Origin of the sequence: Peribacillus sp. YIM B13481 (assembly GCF_042787985.1) — a bacterium.
Taxonomy (GTDB): domain Bacteria; phylum Bacillota; class Bacilli; order Bacillales; family DSM-1321; genus Peribacillus; species Peribacillus simplex_A.
This window is the reverse complement of record NZ_JBHZPE010000004.1, coordinates 105,505-125,517: the sequence shown is the minus strand read 5'-3', so window position 1 is coordinate 125,517 and position 20,013 is coordinate 105,505. Positions and strand designations below refer to the sequence as shown.

Genomic DNA, 20,013 nt, shown 5'->3' with positions numbered 1-20,013 from the left:
AGAAATAGATGAAAAAAATGGCTCAGGTTCCAAACACAGAAATTATTAACGGTGATATAATGTTAGACTTTGGAGAAGAAGTCCCGATTGTTGGAATAGAGTTTGAAGGAGAAACGGCAAGGAAAATTGAACTGATTGCTAATAAAGTACACATTAGGAAGTTACTACTGATGGAAAGACTTATTATTCTTTTAGACTGAATGATAAATAATAAGAAAGTCAATTCCTCATCCTAATGTTGAATCAATAGTGTTTCATTTTTCGGATACTAATTGTGAAGATTTTTTAGGTATAGACCTTTTTGATTCTAAGTCTTATTCCGGGCAGTACCTAATTGGTAAATAAATAGTTCTTCTTTTACTAACGGGTGCCTGTGCGGCCGAGCCTAGGTCGTATCATATAGCGGGTGGATTCCCGTCGAGTAAGAACTAGCCATTCGTTCGTAGCGAGTCTTGGAGGGCTAAAGGTAACGTTAGTCTTTAAGCGTAGACAGTTAGGTGGCGGGCCGAAAGCCAAATGGTTGAAGGGATTGAGCTCCATAATATTAGTAAATCGAGAGGGCTGATGCTTTACGCACAGCAGAAAGCTATATTTTATCCTTCGTTAAGGGCAAGATGGATAAAACCTCTCTGGGGTCAGAGACCTTGGCACGTTATACACATCGATATGATACGGCAACTCAGGAGACCCTACCGATCCGTGTAGGGAGTTGGGTAGCAGCGTAGTACCAATGAAGTTGGGTAATGCCGATGGAGGAAAGGCTAGTTACCAGTTATCGCCCTTACTAGGGAAATATTTACTACACTTAGAGGCAGGGATAAATGGAAAAACGACTAAGGATAGCAGAATTAGCAAAATCTGAATCTGAGAGATTAGCTACATTTTGTGAATGGTAACTAGGAGGAGCCGTGTGCGTGAATAGCGCAAGCACGGTTCTGTGAGGTTCCCTTCTACTCGACTAGCGTCATAAGAAGACCGCCAATTGGCGGCCTTTTGAACGTGCGATTCTTTACATAATCATACGTTCACTACAATAAACAAAATTACAGTCAAAAATCCCTTAAAATTTTTCTTTACTACGGCTTGTGCTCGGTCGGCAGTTGCGACGAAACTTTTAAAAAATATCACTATTTTCCCATTTCTTCGAAATCAATGAGAGAATAGTGATTTTAAAAATCCTTCACCTGGTCATTGGCGATCTCCCGTTATTTGATTTCGATCGCCGAAGCCTTATTGTCCCAATCCGAAGCCATATTAGCAGTTTTACCATACCAATCGGAGTGTCTAAAGGAAACTCCTCTGCCATACCCTTGAGATGAAGTATGCTCCCACAGCGTCGTCGAATAGCTTGAAGAAGGTGACGCCGTACTTAAGGAGGAAATTCTGTCATTCCAGCTGGAAGACAAGTTTGTAAAACCGTCTCTCCAATAAATATAATTCCCACCTTTATTTTTATACTCATAGAAATCGGTACAACAAGAACCGCTGCCCATGGTAGTGACTTTGTTTTGAAGTCTCTGTTTATCTTTTTCGATAAATGCCAGCAAAGTTTCCCTGCTCGTAAATCCATATGCCAACCAATCGCCCTCGTTATTCTGTTTAGGAAGAACCATTGTTACTTTTATTTCTTTGTTAGATATGTTACTCACTTTGGCCTGGGAATCCACATCTTTTCCATCTACATTTAAATAATGGAACGATTTAATCGTATAATCCTTTTCTGCATTCGTCTCGGCCTTCGATACTGGTGTAAATCCCATGGCAACGAAAAGACAACATATTATTACGGAAAGACAAAGTTTTATTCGCAATTTCTCCACTCCCATATTATTGAAATTTAGATACTTTGGCCGGAAAAAGTGGAAGTTGACAGCCCCTGCGTAAAATCTTGACGGAATATCCGATACCGGCTTGTATACGAATGGCTGAATTCCACTTTTATTAATATTCCCTCCTTCCGGCTTCGCTCCCCAGCCGTTTATACGAAATGTGTCAAAGGATGATTCTCCTCTAGCCTACAGTGTATATTATTTCCATGCAAGGATATATTTTACTATATCGTTAATTTATCAGGAGGTAAATTCTCTTATTTTCAAAAGTGTTTTTTAAAGTATTTCACCATAACTAAGGAGTTATATAAAACTACTCTATATGGGTACCGCCAAGGGTCCTACCAAAAAAAACGAAAAACATACGCTAAGCAAATTTCGAAATAAAGAAAGCCGATTTTCCCTACACTAAGGAAATATCAGCTTTTATTCGTTAAATCACTTATACAATAATTCGTTAATTTCTTTTTTCTAGTTCGAATGAAATATAATACTACACTGGGTTCCTAGTTGAGGTTTACTATTTATGTGAAGATCTCCGCCATGAGCTATAATAATTTGTCTTGCAATAGCCAGCCCTATTCCAGTTCCAGAATTATTAGAAGATACATCGATTGTCGGTTACAAAAAGTTTAACTGAGGTGAAGGGGAGGACTTTTTATTAATATCAATGGGCGGTGAAAGAATGGGAAATACCATTTATCTTATTGAACTCCATCAGTTTGATACGAATATCTCTCGAATGCTCACTTATTCGCAGGATTTCATAACCCTTGTAATTGGATTTCCGGGTAATTGAAATGAGGTCAGATCATTTTGGCTTCATGAAGGCATAGGAGTCAGCACCACTCCATATTTTACCATGCAATGTACATCTCCACACCGTCCGTGGAGGCTTTCCCCCCGTGGGTCAATTGCCCTCTCATTCCTTCGTCATGCCTATCCAAGGGGTGGAGGCCAGTTATGCTAACCTGATGGGTCACAGTGCTCTTTTGTTCAAGAAACCTTGTACTCTGTACATATTTCAAATCTTACGAATAAGAAAACATTAAAAATTAAAGTAGTTAATCTAACCAACATTTTAGATAACAATACAAAAAGGGCCACCCAAAAGTTCATGAGTGGCACCTTGGAAAATTGAAATGATCTGACTTCCTTTGGTAAGAAATGACTCTGTCTTTGTCTTCTAGCTTTTTCTGAATCATTTAATCGGAGGATAGTTGAAAATGGTGGATTAGTTGGCTATAAAAACATCCCATTAGCGAGCACAATTCCTTCTCTAATATTCCTGTCCTTCTTTCGATTTTAGAAAAGAAACAACTGATTCATCTAATAATTTTTCCCGATTTGGATCTTCATTGACATCTGTATCCACTTCCATTTCTTGTTTAAGTATGCCGAAAGGATCATCTTCTGTATTTAATCGACTGTCCCGGCTTTTATGTAGGACTGGATTATGGTCATTATTTTTTTGATTTGGCATATAAACTCCTTCTTTAACATGTATTTTTTATTTTAGTATGAACAATTGATCCAAAATAAAATCCAATATTTTTTATGGATTATTTTAAATTTCAATCACGAACTGGGACCTGTAATTAATAATCTTCCGCTATCTTGTTGTTCTTGATGAAAGGTTGAAACAGCATTCAAATTGTAAATCCTAAATTGCTTTAGGTGTAGTTGAATGAATATTGAAAATACTGTAGTATTTATTTGTGGAAAATAATACCGAAACATCGTTTTCTATTCAAAACAAACACTCGGAAGGAGGCTGGGACAGATTCCCTAGAGTAAAGTCAAATATTTTAAGGAGGATTTTGCTATGAAGAAAAGAATAAGGAATACCTCTATTTGTTTTTTGTTGGTAGTTTCAATCATACTATCATTATCATTATTACTTCCTTCTTTTGGCCAATCTGCTGGAATGCAATCGGATTTTAAAGTAACTCTATTAGGAACAGGTTCTCCTATTTTAAGTACATCCCGGTCCGGTCCCGCTACCCTTGTGGAAGTTGGTAATGAAAAACTCCTCTTTGATGCAGGACGTGGAACTGCTTTGCAATTATATAAAGCTAATATGTTACCAGGCAGTATTGACAAGTTATTCCTTTCACACTTGCATTCGGATCATACGGTTGGCATCCCAGACATATGGCTTACAGGTTCTTTGCCAACAGGTGGGAAAAGAGAGCTAGCCTTTAACATTTGGGGACCTAAGGGAACAAAGAAAATGATGTTACATATGAATAAAGCTTATAAAGCCGATTTGGATGCAAGGGAAGACTCTGGAAATGGAAACGTTGAAGGAGCAAGTATTATAGCACATGATATCAAGGAAGGCGTTGTGTATCAACAAAAGGGAATAGAGGTAATAGCTTTCAAGGTTGACCATAAATCAATTGAACCTGCTTTCGGTTATCGGGTTAATTACAAAGGACATTCAGTAGTTATCTCAGGTGACACCCGTTATAATGAAAATCTAATTCAATTTGCTAAAGGTGCTGACGTAGTCATTCATGAGGTTGCAGCCGCAAGACCTGATAATGAATCAGAATCAATATCCAATATTCTTGACCTTCACACTACACCCGAGGAAGCAGGTAAAGTCTTTAGCCAAATACAACCAAAGCTTGCTGTGTATTCACATATTGTATTATTAGGTGGATTAACAGAAGAAAAAGCTAATTTGCCCGGAAGAACAAAAGAAACATATGAAGGAACAGTTGTAGTAGGTGAGGATTTGCTGTCCATTGAAATAGGCGATAAGGTACAAGTGCTGCACCCGTGAAACGATGAGCACTCAGGGAAAAAATAATAGACGAGCTTTTGCGGGCAAGTTCTTTAAACCTATTAATCAATGCGATAAGCGTTTGGAACTGTGCTACCGTAAACATTTTGACATATAGCCCAGGCTAAGACACTTTCAATAAAAAAACCGATATCCCTAGCGCACTGGCTCATGAATATCATGATATAAGGGCCTAAAAGTCCGCATCGAGTAAAAGCTTCTAACCCCTTGACGCATAAAGACCCCTTGCCCAAAATGGACAGGGGATCTTTGTTTAAAGGCAAAGTATAATACAAGTTTAAGAGTTTCCAGCTCGAAATGTACTTTGAAAAATCATATTAGGGCAATCTTGGCCTTTATTATTCAAATGGCGCCTCGTTATTAAGCTAAACTATCTGCTAATCGGTTTTCTTTCCAAATGACTGTAATACCTAGGCCAATGACCATAATGACAGCAGCAAAAAGATAAGGATAGTGGATGTTTACGTCAAATAGTATTCCTCCCATTGCTGGTCCGAAGATATTCCCTAAGCTCGTATAGGTTGAGTTCATTCCAGCAACAAACCCTTGCTCTTTCCCGGCGGCTTTTGATAAAAATGTCGTCAATGCCGGACGAAGTAAGTCAAATGCAAGAAAGATGAAGCTAGTTACCACCAGTACTGCCAAAAAGCTAGATATCAATGTGGAAGCCACCGCGAATATTGCCCCGATGACTAAACATAATTGAATCAGCTTCTTTTCACCAAGGATATCTACCAGTTTTCCAAACATGAATACTTGCACAACAACTCCGAAGATTGAGCTAATTGTAATGATAGTTGCAATATCCTTCGGCGTGAAGCCAAATTTATGATCAGAAAATAGGCTGAAAACAGTTTCATATGCTGATAAACCAAAAGCGAGTACAAATACGATGATAAACGCAATAAAGTAAAGCGGGTTAAGTGATCTTTTTAAATCGTCTATAAAGTTTGTTTCTTTTGTATTAGCAGAAACTTCTGCAAGCTGTTCCTTTGTTAGCGGTTCTTTTAAAATAAATATTGATGCAATGCATGCTAAAAAAGCAATGGCTGCCGCAAGAAAGAATGGCAAACGTATACCATATTCCGCAATAAAACCACCGATACCAGGTCCTATAATAAAGCCCAAGCTAATGGCGGCCGAAATATACCCCATTGCTTTTGGCCGTTCCTGAACTGATGTAATATCTGCAACATATGCAGTAACACCTGGCATAATAAAGGCGGCACTAATTCCCCCTAGGATCCTTGATATATATAACACGGATACGTTCGTGCCAATACCAAAGATAAGTTCTGAAACACCAAAAAGGAATAAGCCGATAATGATGATTTTCTTTCTGCCGTAACGGTCGACCCAACGACCTGCGAATGGTGACATAACAAGTTGTGATACTGCAAATACGGCAACAAGATAGCCCATCGTACTTCCTGATAAATGCATGATATTCATAAACGATGGCATTACGGGGATGATGAGTCCAATTCCTAGAAAGGCAATGAATATATTGCTTAGAAGAATAATTAATATCGCCTTTTGTTCATTAATTGGTTTATTCATGTATTAACACCTCTTTCTATGTGAATCATTTTTGTGAAATACCTCTCCAAAATACTTTCCAAGAGGATGCTAATTTATCGTTCAGCCGTTTCTCATCATTGCCGTATACAAGCTCCAGCATAATGGAATCCACTACTCCTAAGAAAGCAAAGGTCGGCGTAATTGCTGCTTCTTCGACGATTAATTTAGCATTGATCCAATCCTGAAATTTTCTTTCCAATATCGCCTGCACCTTTTCCTCGATATCCATGACTTCCTGTCCGATTGCTTTTTCAAGATGGGCTGGCGGAAAAAAGGACATACGCAGCCAAAACTTTAAATGCTCATTTTTTTGGAAGAGATCGATGATCAATTGTAGAAATCCGTATAAATCTTTTTCTGGATTTTTTGAATCAACTTTACTGAAATATTGGAGTTTTGAAGATAGCTCCGCCTCTTTCGCATCACGTAAAACTTTCAGAAAAAGATCATCCTTGCCTTTAAAATGGGCGTAAATGGATTGCTTTTTCATGCCGACTTCTTCAGCTATTAGAGATAGGGATGCTCCTTCATAACCATGGATCGTAAAATATTTTAAAGCTGCTACCTTAATTTCATCGCTTTTCAATAATATCACCTCTAATTTAACGAACGTTCGTCAGTTATATTAGCAAATTAAATAAATATAAGCAAGCGGTTTAGTTTATAGGAGGGTATTAAGCAACACTGTGGTGTGGAAAAAACCTCCATAATCAAGCGCTTTTTTTGAATGAGAAGGAGCACAAAAGTAATCAAACTGTTTTTTTTATAATTGAATACTTTTTACTTATAACAGAGGGTGCTGCGGCCGCTCTTGGGGCAGTTTAGTTGTATGCTGATATAATATGAATTACAACGAAGCGTTACTGAAAAGTTAATAGCAATTGGTGATTAAATGATTTAGGATTAAACCCAACACAATTTGAGTATCTTGTTGATTGAACGAGTGCAATAGTTCATTAAAGTGCTGTGAAGGTCACCTCTTTTTATGGAACTAAAGTGGAAGTTTAAAAAGAAGTGATAAAATAAGGGGAATTAGTTGTGAGGTATAAGAAATGAATACCATTTTAGAAGGGTTCTTGGAGTTAAAAGAAATATTAAACTCGTTCAACGGACTCGAAAAAGATTATAATTGGCTACTTACAGATTTAGATTGGTCATACCAAGAAAATTGCCTTGATTACTTTGAAGATTATCGGATTTTTGACGACCTTCATAATAACTTCTGGATTACAGGTGAAAATCTAAAGAAACTTGCTAATAATAAAGATTTTTATTTTATTTGGGGTGTATTTTCGGCATTTGATAAAAAGGAGAAAATTGATTTAGATGACATTAAAGTAGAACCATATGCAGACAGCAATCCAAACCTTTGGGGGGGAAACTCCAAATATCCAACATCCTAAGGCAAAAGTTGAATTGGTTTTGTGGGACTCTTCAGCAATTCTCCTTCTTAGTAAAGATAATGATTTATCAAGAAAATTCAGAACTACTTTTGAAGGTTGGAAAGATTTAAATTACTATAATCAGTCGTAAAACCTTATCCACTATACAGAACAATTAAGCCGTTTCCATTTCTGGAAAAATGGTTTTTCGTGGTAATATAAGCAGGAATAGAATAATAGGGAGGGTAACTATGGAAGGGTTGGAAATTTACGATTTTTTAAGATTAGTTTTTATTACTTTAATAATTAGTTTATTTATAATTTCCATTATTTTATTGGCTAAGAAACGAAGTAACCTTGTTAATGGATTCACTGTTAGTATCATTTCAATAATGTCAATAATTGTTTCAAGTATTAATCTTATTATTATGGGATACATAGCTGATGAATTAAATTTAGAAGGAGACGTTATTTCCTTATATATGTTTCTTATAATTTTAGGGTTAAGTATATTTAATTTGTTTATTTACTTTAAAAAAACAGTATTATTAGTGCCTAATAAATAAATTTTGTTCTTAAAGTAACAGGTATGCTTTTATGATTTTGTTCCACTCGAACTTATGTGTATGAATATAGGATTAGTAGACTGACGGGATGGAATATTGGTACTGTAAAGTAGCTATTGTTGTTGAATTTAATTCATTTTGGGTCAATCCTACTCTTTCTCCTGACAAAAAAGTGGTTAAATGGTCGAAACGCTAACTTTTTGACAGTTATCCTATAGGTTCCATATTTTGTGCTTTTTGTTTATATAATCGCACATCTATCCCCTGCTACATATGGAAGGCATGATTATAGGCCTTCTGGCAATAGAAGAGTGATTGTTTTTCCTAATTTATATTCTAATTACCAATTTCATAGGTTTCATAAGTGATGACAAAACAATAAAAACAGTCTAATTTAAAAAGTTTGTAAAGGATTGCATTTAAAGTAATGGGTACGTTAGCGCCCATAAGAAGGCCGCCAATTGGCGGCCTTTTGAATGTCAAGACAGAATATATGGTCGGATAGATAAATTATGTATATACTATAATTTTTTGTTAGGTCGAACAATCATTTTTTCAGATTTGATTGTTTATTTTCATTTCATTGTTACTAAATGAAATTTTTAATGATTTCAATGATCATAAGAATAGTTTTCACTCTAATCATAGCAAGTATTTGGATTGCGGGACCCTGAAATACTTCTTTTAGAAATCGCCCGATATCACCGCCCTAGATGCCATATTTAGTTCATTGAACGATAAATTATTTAACAAAGTATTTGGCGGCCTTTTGAAATGTATAATTCCTGCAATAATCATGCATTCAAATTAGAGGGGAAATCAATACGGATTTGCTCAATAAGAAAAAGTGGAAAGTAATCCAATTAATAGTATTTTTGTGTTAAAGTAGTACAGGGAATATTTATTATTGCAGAATTTTATAATTTCATTAAGAAGGAAGAAAATCTGCATGAGTGTATGACTCTATTTTTAAAAGATATTTTTGGTTATGAGGAAGGGATTAAAATGGGGAAAAAATTATTAGGTAGTATGTTGCTTTTATTGCTGGGGATGGTTAGTTTTACCTTTTTACCTGGCTTAAAAGTTGAAGCGGCAGAGCAAGTGCACATTGTATCCTCTCAGGAAACGGTAGAATCGATTGCAGCGAATTATGATATATCGGCAGAGCAATTAATGAAGACGAATGGTTTACCGGATGGTACGTTATATGTGGGCCAGAAGTTAATCATTCAGACGGTTTATACTCCTTCCATCTATCAATGGACAGAGAGAGGGAAACAAATTGGGAATTATGCAAAAACTTTTATAGGATTTAAAAAAGCGGCTGAAGAAGAGACACCGATAAATGGGTTCGATTCTAGCGGATTGATTTATTGGGTACTCTCCCGACAACAGGTGCCCATCGACCGTTTGTCAGTTGAAGGCTATTATAAGCAAGGTATGGTTACAGATACTCCTAAGGCTGGAGATGTTATATTTTTTCTGGAAAAGGAAAGCTCAAAAATCGTGACGGCTGGGATCTATCTGGGGGGGGATCAGTTTGTTAATTCTGGATATGGAGCAGAGACAGTTCAGGTGAGATCTATCACAGAAGAATATTTTGCACAATTCCAAGCCGAGTTTAAAACGTTTACACCTAAGGGAGAGCATGTCGTTAAAAATAATGAAACCCTTAAAAGCATTTCGGAAAATTACGGTGTATCTGTGGAAACAATCAAAAAGCGTAACGGTTTACCAACTGATAGTTTGATGCAGGGGCAGTATCTTCAAATATACAGCAGTCCCTTGTATCCATTTTATGCAAATCAAGAGGCTTCCTATGATAAAGCTCTTGATGTCATAAAGTATGCATATACTCTACGTGGATTTCCTTATGTTTTTGGAGAATATGACCCTATTATTGGAATGGATTGCAGCGGATTTATCTATTGGGTCATGAAGGAGCAGGGAATTTCCATTAAACGAAGTTCGGCAGCGGACTACTATTCCTTGCTGCGGAAACTCAAACATCCAAAGGCAGGGGACTTAGTATTTTTTAAAGAGTCAGATTTAAGTAAAGAGATAACCCACGTAGGTATTTATCTAGGGGATGGTCTCTTTATACATACAACAAAAAATACTGGCGTTCATATTTCTGATCTTACTTCAAGTTATTTTGAACAGAAGTTCGAAAGTTTTGGGCAAGTACAAAACAATATGGACTAAGATAAAACGAGAGAATTAAGACTGCTTGGATTTTCTATTAATAGTTTCCCTTTAAGATACAATGGTATCTTAAGGGGATTTTTAATGGCTTAAAAAGGGCTAAAGGTTGAGGAATATACAAATGAAAAAAATGAGCTGTCAAGATGTATCGGTAATGAATACATTGAGGATGTAAAATGTCTACTGCTTTTTAGTTCCGTAGGAAACAGGTTGACGGAGCAACCTCCCTTATTGAAGTAGTTTTTCATTTCGTTCTTATTTGTCACAAATAATACCTGTTTTCGGATACCCCATATCTATTATGGAAATTTGGTTTCCCTACTTCTTCAAAGTGTCTATGCCACTTAAATCAGGATTCATGGAATCCATCCTACAATTTCTAAAATCGTCAAGATAATCTCAAAGACAATGAGAATTACAATGATCCATTCAACGAATAGCCCCCTTATCGAATGGCTGATGTTAGAAAACCCATCCATAATGTTATATAAAATTTCTGTTTTACTTTTCAAGATTTTATACCGATCATTCAATTCAAAAAAATTCAGCATCCTGTCATAAAATTCGCCGGCAATGCTGCTTGTCCATGTAATATCAGGTTTATCCAGAATCATGATATACGCAAGGGTATTATACTCGTGACGTACGATTTTTGCCGTCGTCCTCGCTAGTTCCTTGTTGCCGATTCTTAGCTTGCCTTTTTCCAGTCGGTCTATCATGGTTTCGAGCTTGTCATGGATTTTTCCGAGCTGTTCCTCAGTTTTTTCGAGTGCCACCGATTTTGCGAGAACAGTGGAAATTAATTCAGGGTAGAAAAATTCATATTTAGGCACCGCTACATATTCGTCGGTCAGCTTGATGTTTTCAGTTTCTCTAATGTGAAGGCTGTAATCGTCCGTATATCGATCTACATGGACGAGATCAATATCAGGCTCGAACGATTGGATATAGGTTGAAAACTCTTTTATCTCATCAGCGTGTGAGTAATTAATGAAGACAATGCTGCCAAAGGAAAAAACCAGCACCTGTTGCGATTCATTCATCTTTTTATTAAGGATGGAATTTAGAATATCACCTTTGAGGATTAAAGGCTCTTCCCAGGTGAATTTTTTAGGAATGCCGCAATGAATGGCGATTTTGTTCAAATCAATTTCATTAGTGATTGCAAATGCTTTAAAGGTAATGGGTTTCATTTATATCACTCTCTTCGGCAAATTGGTCTTCATCTGAATTTATTCCATTCCTTACAAAAACATGCTTGAAGAATTCTTGAAGGTTGTTTTTCTTACAGCTAAACCAGCTAATAGTTTTTCGATGAAAAACTTAAAAAATTTCATGTTATGCTAAATTAGTGCATGCCTTCCACTGAACTATGTTTGGAAAGTTTCGTTCTATTATTTTTTATCCAAGAATGCTTGAACCTGACTTTCACCTTTTACCAAATCCAGACCAATGACTGGATTCTTCGCTATCTCCCCCTTTAAATTCAATTAACCGGTAACCCTATTTCATCCTTATGGTTAAATGAATTTTGAAGGAATGCTGTTAGTTTGTCGAGTTACTTCTCCCGCGTCTTCTTTACTTGTTCCCTTAACGATGATGAAAACGTAATACTTAGTAAGACTTTCATTTAAAGAATTCTCATTTAACTTAATACATCATCTTGAAATTGATTGATTTACAATATGGGCCAATTACAATAAATTGCCCGTTTTCAGGTTAAGCTAAATGGAACATAATGATTTTTTTTTATTCTTTTCCGTTTCCTCAACAATGCTGAATTCGTAATCATCTATTGTAAGTGGATTTGCTTACTTTTTTTAATTAAAAAACGCTTACAAAAGTTACATAAGCTATAAAGTTTTTTGAAAATCACTTAAATTAAGTATAGCAAATAATAGGAGTCAAATAACAGGAGGTTAAAAAATGAAATCAGCAAAGAAAATGAAACCGCTTCCTTATATTGAAGAAAAAGGAGATAACCAAAGCTTTTTATCCAAACTTAAAGAGGTGAAAGTAGGCGTTATTCCGCTACCTCTTTATATAGCCTTGGCGCTTATTATTTATGGTGCATCAGTATATAATCAACTCCCGCCTGATATGATTGGTGGTTTTGCCGTTATCATGGTTATGGGAATTTTACTTGGGGATATAGGGTTGAAAATTCCTATAGTGAAAGATATTGGTGGTCCGGCGATTTTAGCGCTCTTAATCCCGTCTATTATGGTATTTTATAATTTGGTTAATCCGGCTGCAATGGAAGCGGTAACAACCTTGATGAAAACATCTAACTTCCTTTACCTTTATATTTCTTGTTTAGTTGCAGGCAGTATTCTTGGTATGAACCGTCAAGTATTATTACAAGGATTTACGCGTATGTTTGTTCCACTCGTGGTAGGAACGCTTGTTTCTGTTGCAGCGGGAGTTTTAGTAGGTTCATTGTTAGGATACGATATAAAACATACATTCTTCTTTATTGTCGTACCAATTATTGGCGGAGGAATTGGAGAAGGAATCTTACCGCTTTCCCTGGCATATTCTCAAATTTTAGGTGCATCTGCTGAAACATTTGTATCCCAAATGATTCCGGCAGCTGTCATTGGAAATATCATAGCGATTATTTGTGCCGGTTTACTGAAACGTTTAGGGGAGAAAAAACCGGAACTTACTGGTAATGGTGTATTAGTGAAAACGAAAGGTGGCGACGGGATCACCCAAGAAACTAATATTAATAAACCTGTTGATTTTTCACTAATGGGTGCCGGATTATTGATTGCCTGCGGTTTCTTCATCTTCGGAAGCCTAGCGCATAAATTTCTTGGCATTCCAGGTCCTGTACTCATGATTGTAGCTGCAACACTTGTCAAATGTTTGAAAGTGATGCCTGCAAAAATGGAACAAGGCGCCTATCATTTATACAAATTTATTTCCACAAGTTTAACATGGCCTCTAATGGTTGGGTTAGGTATGCTCTATATCCCATTAGAAGATGTAGTCAAAATTATAACTCCAGCTTATGTTTTAGTTTGTTCTGTAGTTGTTATAACGATGGTAGGGACTGGGTATGTTGTTGGGAAATTTATGAATATGTATCCAGTTGATTCAGCGATTGTAACAGGCTGTCACAGCGGTTTAGGAGGAACAGGCGATGTAGCCATTTTATCAGCTTCCAACCGTATGTCATTAATGCCGTTTGCACAAGTTTCAACAAGACTTGGCGGTGCTGCCACTGTTATATTAGCAACACTCTTAATGAAATTATTAAGTTAAAAACTATAATAAAATAGTGTGAACGGATGATAGACTAAGTTTTTTAAGTCAAATGCGCCGATACTATATTGTTAAAATAACTCATTTTTGCCATAGCCAATCCGGTTCCGGAATAATGCCTTTAGAGGCAACAAAAGCGGGAGCACTTGTAGCAGGAACCGGACACTCGGGTTTCCCAAATCAGATCAATAATGTCCGCGCATTCCCTTGCATTTTGGTGGTACCTTTGACGTTCATGGGAAAACAATCAATGAGGATATGAAGCTTGTAGTTTATGCAATTGCTAGATTGAATTTCAGGACCTTTACGAGGAATATGTGATTCCAGATCTTTTTAATCGCCGAGTAGCAGCATATGTTACAGCAGCTGTTGCAAACGTCCAATGGAAACCGGTGTTTCACAAAAACAGTCAATTGGACATTGAATGCCATTAAACAGGAGTGGACTTAGTATATCCAAGCCAAATTTGTTTAAATGGAAGTTGTTCAAAAATCGATGTAAGCGTTCCCTAATTTCTGATATAAAAAGTAAAAAGACTTAATCCAAACCCTAAAGCGGATGCCCTTCTCGTCGTCTTTTATACCTAGTCAATCATTTTAGTATATTTTTTCATATAAACCACTAGTAAGAAAGGAGAGAAGTAAATGTTCTTAAAAGAATTATCAAAAAATTGCTTAATGACCATTACCTATTATCAGAATGAATCGTTACAAATATGTAAGGGCCGTATTTGTAACCTTGATTTACATCAACAAACCCTGTCTTTAAAAGTTGAACAGCAAAAGGTTCTGACCATTCGTTTATCCGGTATTAAGGAAATTCATGAATCGCTTTAATTGTGGTTCGAATTTTAAAGCTTGGAAATGAAATTGTTTGATTCTTTTAGAATCATTAACTAAGCAACCAACTCAATAATCCCCAAATGGTAAAAAGGGGATTGAAAAAGTCGATTTAAGTAAAAGGAGGCAAATCATCTGCCGTATGTAGATGATTCGCCTCTTTTTATTTTTAGTTATAGGCTCTTTTCGTAAAGATTGTTGTTTTTAAAACGAAACTATTTAAGGTTGATTGGAGCGGAAGTGCGAGACTCCTGCGGGAGCAGCGGGACAGGTGAGACCCCACAGGCGTTTACGCCGAGGAGGCTCACCGCCCGCCCCGCGGATAGCGAGCATCTGGAGGGGAAATCAACCACAACTCACTACCTGGTAAATAGCAACAAAGTATGTGAAAACAGCCTAGTTATAAGACTTATAAATCTTTAGGTTTTACCACTTTTGTATTATTTTGCTGGTGGGTATACTAATATGATTGAAGCTATAGGCCAATTAGGTATGGCTAACAAAAAAATATTCAGGATTATGAAAATGCTGGTAAATGACAGCTTGCAAGGGATACAGTGTCATGGGTTCCAAGAGAGTGGGGAGAGAAATTATGAAAGGAAGAAAGTGGACCCTACAAGCGACAATAACGATATTGGTTTGTAGTGTAGTAGCTCTTTCATTGCTCGTGACTGATTTATTAATCAGTAGAACAATAGCGGCGAGCATAGAAAAGGATCAGGAAGAAAAAGCAACCAATGTGGCGCGTATGGTAGCACATTCACAACTTGTAACGGAAACTTTGGGTAAGCAAGAAAAGGAAAGTTCTATTCAAGAGTTTGCAGAGGAAACCCGCCGTCTTACTAATGTACAATTTGTTGTGGTGATGGATATGAATAAAATCCGTAAGTCGCATCCCGATCCTGCCAAGATAGGAAAGCAATTCGTCGGCGGGGATGAGACGATTGCCTTACATGGAAAAGAACATATTTCTGTATCAAAGGGCACTTTAGGGACATCCCTTCGTTCCTTTACACCAATTTTCGACCGTAAGGGTAAGCAGCTAGGTGTTGTAGCGGTAGGTATTTCCTTAAATGACGTTCAAAAAGCAGTAAGTCAAGGTCGAAAAAATACCTATACGGGAACCTTATTTGGAATAGCAGCGGGTATTTTAGGTGCTATACTATTGGCAAGGTATGTCAGGAGAATTCTTTTTGGTCTGGAGCCCTTTGCTATAGCTAAGTTATTTCAAGAGCGAGATGCTATCTTGCAATCAGTAAGGGAGGGAATTATAGCCGTTGACCAGGAGTCCCGGATTACACTGGTAAACAAAACGGCTTTACGTTTATTCAATAAGGCAGGGTTAACTCAAGACCCGTTGGGAATGAAACTGGAAGAATACTTGTCGAACTCAAGACTGTGCTGGATATTGGAGACCGGGAAAACCGAGTTAGACGAAGAGATGGTTTTAAACGGTATCACTTTGGTGGTAAACCGTGTGCCGATCTTTTTAAATGACAAGATAGTGGGAGCAGTTTCGACATTCCGTGATAAAACAGAAATTCAACAACTGGCTGAACAATTGACTGGGGTACGTTCGTATGCAGAGGCGCTCCGTGCTCAATCTCATGAGTTTATGAATAAGCTGCATGTAATTTTAGGAATGTCACATATGGGTTATCATGATCAACTGTTAAATTATATAAAGGAATTGGTAAATCATCGAAACAATGAAATTGATGCTATAACCAGAAATATAAAAGATCCTGTCCTGGCAGGATTTCTGATAGGAAAATTAAGTCATGCTCGTGAAGCCGATGCGGAGTTAAATATAACGAGTGAACGTCAAGTGCCTGAGCCGCTTAATTCTTATATGTCCCACGAGCTAATTACAATATTGGGGAATTTAATCGACAATGCTCTAGAATCACTAACAAGCTGTCCGCGTAAGCAAATAGAAGTGCATTTTGATTACGGAGATGATATTTTAACAATCGAAGTAAAGGACACCGGAGTCGGGATGGAAAAGGGAACGCAAGATTATATGTTCGATAGAGGATTTTCTACTAAGGGAAAAGAAAGGGGATTAGGACTTTTTTTAGTCAGTCAAAGCCTGGAAAGGCTTGGTGGAGATTTAGAAATCTCCTCTAAGCCATCTCAAGGAACGAGATTTGTTGTTTATATACCATATGATTGCAAGGGTGATACAGAATGATACGTGTGCTCATCGTAGAGGACGATCCGATGGTAGCGGAGTTTAACAAACGCTATCTGGAGCAAGTAGAAGGATTTCAGCTAGTGTCTGTTGTTTCTTCTGTAAATGAAGCTTTAAACCTATTGGAGAAACAGACAATCGATTTAATTTTACTAGATATTTTTATACCTGGGATGAATGGATTGGATTTGTTGTTGCTTATAAGGGAAACAGGGATGAAAGCAGATGTAATTTTTATTACAGCTGCTTCGGATATGAATAGGATTCAAACAGCACTGCGGTACGGAGCAGTTGATTACTTAATTAAGCCCTTTGAATTTGACCGATTTAATGAAGCTTTATCAGCCTATCGAGAGAAATTCATGTTTATGAAAAATCAGCATGTATTAAGTCAAAAGGAGTTAGATCGGCAAATCCTTCACAAGAATCCTAGAGTAATGGCAGAAGAACTGCCGAAAGGATTGACACAAGGTACGTTACAAATAATATGGGAAACAGCACAAAGCATGGGTGGGTCTCCGTTTTCAACTGAAGAGATCGCAGGCCGTGTCGGCATCTCAAGGGTATCGGTAAGAAAGTATTTAAAATTTTTGAGTGACATGGATGCTCTTTATGTTCAAGTTCATTATGGAACCATAGGGAGACCGATTTACCAATATAAGTATAATGAAGCAAAAGAAAATATAATTAAAAAATTCCTTTAAGCGGTCAATATTGTCCGCTTACTTTTTTTAGTTAACATTCGGATATTTTGATATAGTAGGGTACCAAATGGACTCATTTAATATACGGGAATCAGGGGTTAAGAATCGGTGGACCGTGAATGACAGAATAACCGAATCCAAAAGGTGCTTGAAGGTGCAAATATCAAATTAGGCTCTGTCGTAGCATTGCAAGGTCAGTATCATCGAGGACAGATTAACTCACGACTTCGAGCAGATGGTTTTGAAACTGTTAATATTGACTTTATTCTTTTGTGAGATAGATGTATTCGGGGTAGCCTTGTTAAATATTAGTTTATGATATATGCGTCTATGTTCCCCTAACAGGTACGTTCGTATTATAAGATCGGCCATAACAAGCGAAGCTATGACACTACATGGAGTACTTGGGCTGCTGGTTAATTAGTAGCGGAGAAAAAATAATGAATTCAGGTAGTTGGTCTGGATGTGGATTTAGAACCTCATAAGATTAGAGGAAATCAGTTTTTAGACCTTCGGAATTTGACAAGACAACAGGAAATCGTAATAAATATGTATGTGGAAGCTAAACTTCCGTTTCATCCCACTTTAGATCAAGTGTTTCCTGAATATCGGAAAGTTTTTGCGATCTATATTCAAGGGCTTCTTTATTGATATAAAAGTACTTCTTTATCCATACTATTCCTCCTTCAAAATTGATACATACTTTATAAATAATCATGCTTATAGCAAATCAACTTTTATATTCAATACATGGAAACAACTATAGACATGGTGTCTGCTCAGTTCTAGGTGATTAAATCACATAGCTAATCCCATACTACCAATGAATATTTAGAACAGATTCACTACAAGCATGATCACTAATAAATTGTTCGGAATTCTTTATTTTTCATTCAGTGATTGACATTATGATTTCTTAAGTCTCTTTGATCATAACTTTTTGTATTTTAGCACCAGAATCTTCCTCAGAGACTTGCCCCACACGTTTTATAAAAAACGAAAGAATTAATCCAATTAGTCCAATTCCGATAATTACAACATAAGCATCATTAATGCCCTGAATGGTGGCTTCTGTTATCATATGTTTTTGACTTGCCATATTTCCGCCAGTGGACATCATTTCCTTAAAATGTGTTTCGGTGCGGTTCGTCATTACTGTTACAAGAAGGGAAGTACCAACTGCGCCTGCTACTTGCCTAATGGTATTGGAAATTGCTGTGCCATGAGCAGTCAAGCTTGAAGGCAATTGATTTAAACCTGCTGTTTGAATAGGCATAAGCATCAGCGCCATTCCAATTCGACGGCCCGTAGACATGAGAACTAAATAGGTATAGCTAGTTGAATCTGTCAAATCAATAAAGCCGATAGTTGTAATAATCGTAATTATTAACCCAATTATGGACAGCCATTTTGCACCATATCGATCAAACAGCCTACCTGTAATTGGCATTAAGAAGCCCATCACAAGCGCACCGGGGAGAAGTAACAATCCGGATTCTAAAGCTGTATAGCCGCGTGCACTTTGCAAGTACAGTGGAAGCAACATCATATCTGCATACATAACCATGGTAACCGCAATGTTGATAATGGTTGTAAGGGAGAACATATTGTACTTGAAGGCCCGCAGATCCAACAGGGGATTCTGAGAAGTTAACTGCCTCCGGGTAAAAAGTCCAAGTGCTGAGACTCCTACGGCAATAGATACAAGCACTTCACTGCTGGACCAGCCTTCACTGCCGGCTCGGCTGAAGCCATATAACAGAGTGCCAAACCCTATAGTAGAAAGGATTACACTTATAATGTCCATCTTGGTGATAACTTGTTCCGAGACGTTCTTCAGGTAAATGAAGCCGAAGATAATCACCAAAAGGGTAAACGGAATCATGCCGTAGAACATTAATTCCCATTCATAGTTTTCCAGGATATATCCTGCTAGAGTAGGACCGATGGCAGGCGCAAAAATGATTGCAAAGCCTACCATTCCCATGGCTGCACCTCTTTTATTGGGAGGATAGATTGTGAAAATGACATTCGTAAGTAGTGGCATAATAATGCCAGCTCCCGCTGCCTGAATCATGCGCCCAGTCAAAAGAACCGGAAAGGTTGTTGCTACAGCAGATACTATCGTACCTGCAAGAAAGATTAGCATCGAAGCTAGAAAAAGCTGGCGGGTGGTGAACCTTCGCATGAAATACGCTGTGATTGGAATTAGAATACCATTCACTAGCAAATAGCCAGTTGTCAGCCATTGTGCAGTTGCCGCCGAAATATTAAAATCAACCATTAGTTCTGGGGTTGCAACGCTCATGATTGTCTGATTTAGCGTGGCTAGAAAAGCCCCCAAAATCATAATGAACAAGATAGGTCCTTTTTTAATCGACCTACTAGTTGTATTGATACCTTTACTCAACCTACAAACTTCCTTTCTATTTCTCACTAGATTTATTTTACAATGTGTAAGATAATTAACACTGCATAAAACAGATTATAGTTAGGAATTCCCGTTCTTACAATTTACAATAAAATGCAAAATGTAAATTAGTTTACACTAAACCTAATTGTGTTGTTTATTTGGGGAATATAGTACATTACCTAAAGAAATTGTATATTTTAATACCAAGAGAAAGGAAA

16 protein-coding genes are annotated in these 20,013 nt (G+C 37.1%); 9 read left to right on the top strand and 7 right to left on the bottom strand.

All coding sequences use genetic code 11. The features are described 5' to 3' along the window. Positions 1 to 8 precede the first annotated feature (8 nt). The gene (locus tag ACFX4X_RS04755; RefSeq protein WP_377382035.1) at positions 9 to 200 is read left to right on the top strand and encodes a hypothetical protein; all 192 of its coding nucleotides are present in this window, start codon (positions 9 to 11) and stop codon (positions 198 to 200) included. A gap of 1,005 nt (positions 201 to 1,205) precedes the next feature. Here ACFX4X_RS04755 and ACFX4X_RS04750 read toward each other — a convergent pair. The 3 genes from ACFX4X_RS04750 to ACFX4X_RS04740 all read right to left on the bottom strand — a co-directional run bounded on the left by ACFX4X_RS04750 (position 1,206) and on the right by ACFX4X_RS04740 (position 3,312). After that, entirely contained in the window at positions 1,206 to 1,760 is a 555-nt protein-coding gene (locus ACFX4X_RS04750; protein WP_061466121.1) for a hypothetical protein, read from the bottom strand. A gap of 540 nt (positions 1,761 to 2,300) precedes the next feature. Further along, on the bottom strand, positions 2,301 to 2,444 hold the full coding sequence (locus tag ACFX4X_RS04745) for an ATP-binding protein (RefSeq protein ID WP_377382141.1): 144 nt from the start codon (positions 2,442 to 2,444) through the stop codon (positions 2,301 to 2,303). Positions 2,445 to 3,108: 664 nt separating this feature from the next. Further along, a complete protein-coding gene (locus ACFX4X_RS04740) occupies positions 3,109 to 3,312 on the bottom strand; it encodes a hypothetical protein (protein ID WP_377382032.1) in 204 nt (67 codons plus the stop codon). A 342-nt stretch (positions 3,313 to 3,654) separates the two neighbouring features. Here ACFX4X_RS04740 and ACFX4X_RS04735 point away from each other — a divergent pair, with 342 nt between their 5' ends. Beyond that, complete coding sequence (locus tag ACFX4X_RS04735) at positions 3,655 to 4,620, top strand: MBL fold metallo-hydrolase (protein WP_377382029.1); 966 nt, start codon at positions 3,655 to 3,657, stop codon at positions 4,618 to 4,620. Between the two features lie 381 nt (positions 4,621 to 5,001). On the opposite strand, the gene ACFX4X_RS04730 is transcribed toward ACFX4X_RS04735, so the two are convergent. Both ACFX4X_RS04730 and ACFX4X_RS04725 read right to left on the bottom strand, forming a co-directional pair. Further along, positions 5,002 to 6,201 (bottom strand): MFS transporter, encoded by a 1,200-nt coding sequence (locus ACFX4X_RS04730; protein WP_377382026.1) that lies wholly within the window; start codon positions 6,199 to 6,201, stop codon positions 5,002 to 5,004. 25 nt (positions 6,202 to 6,226) lie between these two features. After that, entirely contained in the window at positions 6,227 to 6,817 is a 591-nt protein-coding gene (locus tag ACFX4X_RS04725) for a TetR/AcrR family transcriptional regulator (protein ID WP_349817573.1), read from the bottom strand. Positions 6,818 to 7,274: 457 nt separating this feature from the next. Here ACFX4X_RS04725 and ACFX4X_RS04720 point away from each other — a divergent pair, with 457 nt between their 5' ends. The 3 genes from ACFX4X_RS04720 (at position 7,275) to ACFX4X_RS04710 (ending at position 10,375) form a co-directional block, all read left to right on the top strand. Next, positions 7,275 to 7,625, top strand: coding sequence for a hypothetical protein (locus ACFX4X_RS04720; protein ID WP_377382022.1), 351 nt, complete (start codon positions 7,275 to 7,277; stop codon positions 7,623 to 7,625). A gap of 230 nt (positions 7,626 to 7,855) precedes the next feature. Then, entirely contained in the window at positions 7,856 to 8,170 is a 315-nt protein-coding gene (locus tag ACFX4X_RS04715; RefSeq protein ID WP_377382019.1) for a hypothetical protein, read from the top strand. Between the two features lie 1,005 nt (positions 8,171 to 9,175). Beyond that, positions 9,176 to 10,375, top strand: a complete 1,200-nt coding sequence (locus ACFX4X_RS04710; RefSeq protein WP_377382017.1) for a C40 family peptidase — start codon at positions 9,176 to 9,178, stop codon at positions 10,373 to 10,375. A 356-nt stretch (positions 10,376 to 10,731) separates the two neighbouring features. On the opposite strand, the gene ACFX4X_RS04705 is transcribed toward ACFX4X_RS04710, so the two are convergent. Then, positions 10,732 to 11,568, bottom strand: a complete 837-nt coding sequence (locus tag ACFX4X_RS04705; protein WP_284470408.1) for an RMD1 family protein — start codon at positions 11,566 to 11,568, stop codon at positions 10,732 to 10,734. A gap of 733 nt (positions 11,569 to 12,301) precedes the next feature. On the opposite strand from ACFX4X_RS04705, the gene ACFX4X_RS04700 reads away from it, so the two are divergent. The 4 genes from ACFX4X_RS04700 (at position 12,302) to ACFX4X_RS04685 (ending at position 17,382) form a co-directional block, all read left to right on the top strand. Beyond that, complete coding sequence (locus tag ACFX4X_RS04700) at positions 12,302 to 13,645, top strand: 2-hydroxycarboxylate transporter family protein (RefSeq protein ID WP_377382014.1); 1,344 nt, start codon at positions 12,302 to 12,304, stop codon at positions 13,643 to 13,645. A 644-nt stretch (positions 13,646 to 14,289) separates the two neighbouring features. After that, positions 14,290 to 14,481 (top strand): YolD-like family protein, encoded by a 192-nt coding sequence (locus ACFX4X_RS04695; RefSeq protein ID WP_061463718.1) that lies wholly within the window; start codon positions 14,290 to 14,292, stop codon positions 14,479 to 14,481. A 595-nt stretch (positions 14,482 to 15,076) separates the two neighbouring features. After that, positions 15,077 to 16,678: a DcuS/MalK family sensor histidine kinase gene (dcuS, locus tag ACFX4X_RS04690; protein WP_377382010.1), complete on the top strand. Its 1,602-nt coding sequence runs from the start codon at positions 15,077 to 15,079 to the stop codon at positions 16,676 to 16,678. Continuing rightward, positions 16,675 to 17,382, top strand: coding sequence for a response regulator (locus tag ACFX4X_RS04685; protein WP_089363443.1), 708 nt, complete (start codon positions 16,675 to 16,677; stop codon positions 17,380 to 17,382). Before dcuS ends, ACFX4X_RS04685 begins: the two co-directional genes overlap by 4 nt. 916 nt (positions 17,383 to 18,298) lie before the next feature. Here the strand turns inward: ACFX4X_RS04685 and ACFX4X_RS04680 are convergent. Then, positions 18,299 to 19,732: a DHA2 family efflux MFS transporter permease subunit gene (locus tag ACFX4X_RS04680; protein WP_284472039.1), complete on the bottom strand. Its 1,434-nt coding sequence runs from the start codon at positions 19,730 to 19,732 to the stop codon at positions 18,299 to 18,301. Between the last annotated feature and the right edge of the window lie 281 nt (positions 19,733 to 20,013).

Excerpts from the sequence above, each read along its gene's own strand:
- ACFX4X_RS04720 (WP_377382022.1), top strand. The coding sequence starts at position 7,275 with ATGAATACCATTTTAGAAGGGTTCTTGGAGTTAAAAGAAATATTAAAC.
- ACFX4X_RS04710 (WP_377382017.1), top strand. The coding sequence starts at position 9,176 with ATGGGGAAAAAATTATTAGGTAGTATGTTGCTTTTATTGCTGGGGATG.
- ACFX4X_RS04750 (WP_061466121.1), bottom strand. The coding sequence starts at position 1,760 with ATGGGATTTACACCAGTATCGAAGGCCGAGACGAATGCAGAAAAGGAT.
- dcuS (WP_377382010.1), top strand. The coding sequence starts at position 15,077 with ATGAAAGGAAGAAAGTGGACCCTACAAGCGACAATAACGATATTGGTT.
- ACFX4X_RS04680 (WP_284472039.1), bottom strand. The coding sequence starts at position 19,732 with ATGATTTTGGGGGCTTTTCTAGCCACGCTAAATCAGACAATCATGAGC.
- ACFX4X_RS04740 (WP_377382032.1), bottom strand. The coding sequence starts at position 3,312 with ATGCCAAATCAAAAAAATAATGACCATAATCCAGTCCTACATAAAAGC.
- ACFX4X_RS04755 (WP_377382035.1), top strand. The coding sequence starts at position 9 with ATGAAAAAAATGGCTCAGGTTCCAAACACAGAAATTATTAACGGTGAT.
- ACFX4X_RS04705 (WP_284470408.1), bottom strand. The coding sequence starts at position 11,568 with ATGAAACCCATTACCTTTAAAGCATTTGCAATCACTAATGAAATTGAT.
- ACFX4X_RS04700 (WP_377382014.1), top strand. The coding sequence starts at position 12,302 with ATGAAATCAGCAAAGAAAATGAAACCGCTTCCTTATATTGAAGAAAAA.
- ACFX4X_RS04715 (WP_377382019.1), top strand. The coding sequence starts at position 7,856 with ATGGAAGGGTTGGAAATTTACGATTTTTTAAGATTAGTTTTTATTACT.
- ACFX4X_RS04695 (WP_061463718.1), top strand. The coding sequence starts at position 14,290 with ATGTTCTTAAAAGAATTATCAAAAAATTGCTTAATGACCATTACCTAT.
- ACFX4X_RS04735 (WP_377382029.1), top strand. The coding sequence starts at position 3,655 with ATGAAGAAAAGAATAAGGAATACCTCTATTTGTTTTTTGTTGGTAGTT.
- ACFX4X_RS04730 (WP_377382026.1), bottom strand. The coding sequence starts at position 6,201 with ATGAATAAACCAATTAATGAACAAAAGGCGATATTAATTATTCTTCTA.
- ACFX4X_RS04685 (WP_089363443.1), top strand. The coding sequence starts at position 16,675 with ATGATACGTGTGCTCATCGTAGAGGACGATCCGATGGTAGCGGAGTTT.